At 60.5% G+C, this 5053-nt stretch carries 4 protein-coding genes; 3 read left to right on the top strand and 1 reads right to left on the bottom strand.

Annotated elements, in window-relative coordinates:
- From AACS18_RS23710 to parC, 3 genes are all read left to right on the top strand, one after another.
- Nucleotides 1-292: YqiA/YcfP family alpha/beta fold hydrolase (locus AACS18_RS23710; protein ID WP_308810807.1), on the top strand; the 292-nt coding region annotated here is incomplete at its 5' end.
- A gap of 132 nt (nucleotides 293-424) precedes the next feature.
- On the top strand, nucleotides 425-2320 hold the full coding sequence (gene parE / locus AACS18_RS21880) for a DNA topoisomerase IV subunit B (RefSeq protein ID WP_108613322.1): 1896 nt from the start codon (nucleotides 425-427) through the stop codon (nucleotides 2318-2320).
- A gap of 83 nt (nucleotides 2321-2403) precedes the next feature.
- The gene (parC, locus tag AACS18_RS21875; protein WP_108613321.1) at nucleotides 2404-4698 is read left to right on the top strand and encodes a DNA topoisomerase IV subunit A; all 2295 of its coding nucleotides are present in this window, start codon (nucleotides 2404-2406) and stop codon (nucleotides 4696-4698) included.
- Nucleotides 4699-4742: 44 nt separating this feature from the next.
- On the opposite strand, the gene AACS18_RS21870 is transcribed toward parC, so the two are convergent.
- The coding region (locus tag AACS18_RS21870; RefSeq protein ID WP_146184817.1) for an SH3 domain-containing protein at nucleotides 4743-5053 on the bottom strand (311 nt) is incomplete at its 5' end.

The following is a 5053-nucleotide window of genomic DNA, read 5'->3' as shown; positions in this document are numbered from 1 at the left end:
GCGCCCGCATGAGCTGCTTTGTGACTACCTTGGCCCCCAGACCAATCCCTATACGGGTGAGCAGTACGAACTGCTGCCTGAACATATGGACGAGCTGCGGGCACTGGCGGTACCGGTGGCGGCGCCGGAGCGACTCTGGATCCTGCAACAGCAGGGGGATGAGGTGCTCGACTATCGCAAGGCGCTGGATGAATACCGCTTTGCCCGCCTCTCGCTGGAGTGCGGTGGCAATCACGCCTTTGTGGCGTTCGAGCGCTACCCTGCCCAGATCATCCGTTTCCTCGGGTTATAGTCAGGTTTGAGTCAATAAGGGCGGTCTCGCCCTGCTTGTTCTTCTCCAGATCAAGCTTTCGGTGCGGGGAGTTTGTTCTACCCCCGCCTAGCAGTTAAGATTCCCTCCAAACGTCAATTCGCAAGGCCCTCCATGTCTACTCAATACAATGCGGATGCCATTGAGGTCCTCAATGGCCTTGAGCCGGTGCGTCGTCGCCCCGGCATGTATACCGACACCACCCGGCCCAATCACCTCGGCCAGGAGGTCATCGACAACAGCGTCGACGAGGCGCTGGCGGGTCACGCCCGTACCCTGGAGGTGACCCTGTATGAAGACCAGTCCCTCGAGGTGATCGATGACGGCCGTGGCATGCCGGTCGATATCCACCCGGAGGAGGGGGTGTGTGGTGTGGAGCTGATCCTCTGCAAGCTGCACGCGGGGGGCAAGTTCTCCAACAAGAACTACCAGTTCTCCGGCGGTCTGCACGGGGTGGGTATTTCGGTAGTGAACGCTCTCTCCGATCGGGTCGAGGTGACGGTGCGTCGCGACGGCCAGGTCTATGACATCGCCTTCGAGCGCGGCGACAAGGTGCAGGAGCTGACCATCACCGGCACCTGCGGTCGTCGCAACACCGGCACCCGGGTGCGCTTCTGGCCGCAGGCGAGCTACTTTGATTCGCCCAAGTTCTCGGTCACCAAGCTGGAGCACCTGCTCAAGGCCAAGGCCGTGCTCTGCCCCGGCCTCACCATCAAGTTCCTCGACAAGAACACCGGCATCAAGCTGGAGTGGTGCTACGAAGATGGCCTCAAGGATTATCTGGTCGATGCGGTCAAGCAGTTCACCTGCCTGCCGGAGCAGCCCTTCGTCGGCGCCTTCAGCACCGAACAGTCCGCCGTGGACTGGGCACTCTGCTGGTTGCCGGAAGGGGGCGAGTGCCTCGCCGAATCCTATGTGAACCTGATCCCGACGCCCCAGGGCGGTACACACGTCAATGGCCTGCGTCAGGGGCTGCTCGACGCCATGCGCGAGTTCTGCGAGTTCCGTAACCTGTTGCCGCGCGGGGTCAAGCTGACCCCGGAAGACATCTGGGATCGCTGCGCCTACATCCTCTCCATCAAGATGCAGGATCCCCAGTTCGCCGGTCAGACCAAGGAGCGCCTCTCCTCCCGCCAGAGCTCGGCGTTTGTCTCCGGCGTAGTGAAGGATGCCTTCAGCCTCTATCTGAACAGCAACACCGAGCTGGCGGAGCAGATTGCCGAGATCTGTATCAGCAGCGCCCAGCGCCGACTGCGCGCCGCCAAGACGGTGGTGCGCAAGAAGATTACCCAGGGCCCGGCGCTGCCCGGCAAGCTGACCGACTGCAACTGTGCCGACCCCATGCAGGGCGAACTGTTCCTGGTGGAGGGTGACTCAGCGGGCGGCAGCGCCAAGCAGGCGCGGGATCGTGAATTTCAGGCCATCATGCCCCTGCGCGGCAAGATACTGAACACCTGGGAGGTGGAGGCCGGTCAGGTGCTCGCCTCCCAAGAAGTGCACGATATCTCGGTGGCCATTGGCCTGGATCCCGACTCCGAGGATCTCAGCGGCCTGCGCTACGGCAAGGTGTGCATCCTCGCGGATGCGGACTCTGACGGTCTGCACATCGCCACCCTGCTCTGCGCCCTGTTCGTGAGGCACTTCCGCACCCTGGTCAACAAGGGCCACGTCTATGTGGCCATGCCGCCGCTCTACCGGATCGACATCGGCAAGGAGGTGTTCTACGCCCTCGACGAGGACGAGAAGAACGGCGTGCTGCAACGGGTCGAGGCCGAGAAGAAGAAAGGCAAGGTGATGGTGACCCGATTCAAGGGTCTGGGTGAGATGAACCCGAAACAGCTGCGGGAAACCACCATGGATCCCAATACCCGCCGTCTGGTGCAGCTCACCATGGGCGAGATGGAGGAGGGGGACGAGACCCTGCAACTGATGGACATGCTGCTGGCCAAGAAACGCTCCGGCGATCGTCGTGAGTGGCTGGAAGAGAAGGGTAATCTCGCCATCATCTAAGCCGTCGGCTGGCCCTGTGCGGGCCAGCAAGCATTTAGCCGGAGTCGCCCTGTGGCGGCTCCCGAACCGAAAGAGAAAATCACATGAGTGATGCTATCGAGCTCAGTCTGGACGGGGTAGAGCGCCAGCCAATGCGCACCTTTACCGAACAGGCTTACTTGAACTACTCCATGTACGTCATCATGGATCGGGCCTTGCCGCATATCGGCGATGGTCTCAAACCGGTGCAGCGGCGCATCATCTACGCCATGAGCGAGCTGGGTCTGTCGGCCCTCTCTAAGCACAAGAAATCCGCCCGTACCGTGGGTGACGTGCTGGGTAAATACCACCCCCACGGCGACAGCGCCTGTTATGAAGCCATGGTGCTGATGGCCCAGCCCTTCTCTTACCGTTACCCGCTGGTGGACGGTCAGGGCAACTGGGGGGCGCCGGACGATCCCAAATCCTTCGCCGCCATGCGTTATACCGAGGCGCGGCTGTCGCGCTTCTCCGAGCTGCTGCTCTCCGAATTGGGCCAAGGCACTGTGGAGTGGACGCCGAACTTCGACGGCACCATGAAAGAACCCGTGGTACTGCCCGCCCGCCTGCCCCACATACTGCTCAACGGCATCACCGGCATCGCGGTGGGGATGGCGACCGACATCCCGCCCCACAACGCGCGGGAAGTGGCCTACGCCTGTGCCGAGCTGCTCGATAACCCCGATGCCGGGCTGGATGCGCTGATGGCGCACATTCAGGGGCCGGACTACCCGACCAGCGCCGAAATCATCACCCCGCGCGATGACATCCGCAAAATCTACGAGACCGGCAAGGGCTCCATCAAGCAGCGAGCAGTGTGGAACGAGGAGGATGGTGACATCGTCATCACGGCGCTGCCCCATCAGGCTTCCGGCGCCAAGATCATGGAGCAGATCGCCGCCCAGATGGTGGCCAAGAAGCTGCCCATGGTCACCGACCTGCGCGATGAATCGGACCACGAGAACCCGACCCGTCTGGTGATCGTGCCCCGCTCCAATCGGGTGGATGTGGAGGGGCTGATGGCCCACCTGTTCGCCACCACGGATCTGGAGAAGAACTACCGGGTCAACCTCAACATCCTCGGCCTCGACAACCGGCCGCAGGTGAAGACCCTCAAGATGATCCTCTCCGAGTGGATCATCTTCCGCCGCGAGACGGTGCGTCGTCGCTTGCAGTATCGCCTCGACAAGGTGCTGGCTCGCCTGCACATCCTCGAAGGCTTGCTGGTGGCCTACCTCAATATCGACGAGGTGATCGAGATCATCCGCACCGAGGATGAGCCGGGCAAGGTGATGGTGGAGCGCTTCAATATCAGCGAAACCCAAGCCGAGGCTATCCTCGAGATCAAACTGCGTCATCTGGCCAAGCTGGAAGAGTTCAAGCTGCGCGCCGAGCAGGATGAACTGGCGATAGAACGGGACAAACTGCAACTGATCCTGGGCTCGGAGCGCCGCCTCAATACCCTGCTCAAGAAAGAGCTGCTTGCGGATGCCGAGAAGTACGGCGACGATCGCCGCACCCCGCTGGTGGAGCGCGCCAGCGCGGTAGCCCTGACTGAAAAAGAGCTGACCCCGAGCGAGCCGGTCACCGTCATCCTCTCCGATAAAGGTTGGGTGCGGGCCGCCAAGGGCCACGACGTCGATGTGGCGGGGCTCTCCTACAAGGCCGGGGATAACTATCTGGCCCACGCCTGTGGCCGCAGCAACCAGCAGGCTGTGTTCCTCTCCACCCTGGGCCGTACCTATGCACTGGAAGCACACACACTGCCATCTGCCCGCAGTCAGGGCGAGCCGCTCACCGGCCGCTTTGCGTTGGGGGCGGGGGAAGAGGTGCGCCATCTGGTGATGGGCAATGAAGGCGAGCCGTATCTGATCGCGAGCGATGCCGGTTACGGCTTTGTCTGCACCTATGACGACCTCATCGGCAAGAACAAGAACGGCAAGGCGCTGCTCACAGTGCCGGAAGGGGGCCAGGTGATGGCACCCCAGAAGATTGGCTCGCCAGAGACCGATCTTTGCATGGCCATCTCCAACGAAGGGCGCATGCTGCTGTTCCTGCTCAACACCCTGCCGGTGCTCGGCAAGGGCAAGGGCAACAAGCTGATCAGCATACCGTCGGCTCGGGTGAAGGCGCGGGAAGAGTTTATGGTGATGGCCGCCATTATCCCGCAGGGGCAATATGTCACCCTGTTTGCCGGCAAGCGCAAGTTGACCCTCAAACCTGCCGATCTCGACTACTACCGTGGCGAGCGCGGCCGCCGCGGCGCCAAGCTGCCCCGTGGTTTGCAGCGGGTGGACCGCATCGAGATTGAACCCGCCGCCGGCGCCGAACCGGTAGCTGGGGAAAATCAGGAAGGGTGATTAATATAGAAGGGCGCGCAAGCGCCCTTTCTGTTTAAGATGAATTAATTCACGGGAGATGAAGAGAGATATTTTTTGCTGACCCATCCATATACGCCACTCTTGCTAATATATGCCCACTGATTTTCTTGGTGGTGCAATAAAACAAAGTCCCCTTTTGAAAGAGATGTATTTATATTAGCTTTGATAGTTGGTGATGTACGCACGTTCAATTTTTTAGGAATAACATACCTTACCAATACGTTCGTAGATGCAGGTGCAGGTTTTTTGCTTGTTTCCTGATTTTCTATCGGAGATGAATAGGTATAGGTGTTTTTATGGCAAGTTTTACTCCATGAAATACATGAGTTTCCAC

Origin of the sequence: Aeromonas sp. HMWF015, assembly GCF_963878965.1 — a bacterium.
GTDB lineage: Bacteria > Pseudomonadota > Gammaproteobacteria > Enterobacterales > Aeromonadaceae > Aeromonas > Aeromonas veronii.
Note: the sequence above shows the minus strand (reverse complement) of the source record. Positions and strands in the feature narration are given on the sequence as shown.

Coding starts and splice junctions, on each gene's coding strand:
- parC (WP_108613321.1), top strand. CDS start 2,404: ATGAGTGATGCTATCGAGCTCAGTCTGGACGGGGTAGAGCGCCAGCCA.
- parE (WP_108613322.1), top strand. CDS start 425: ATGTCTACTCAATACAATGCGGATGCCATTGAGGTCCTCAATGGCCTT.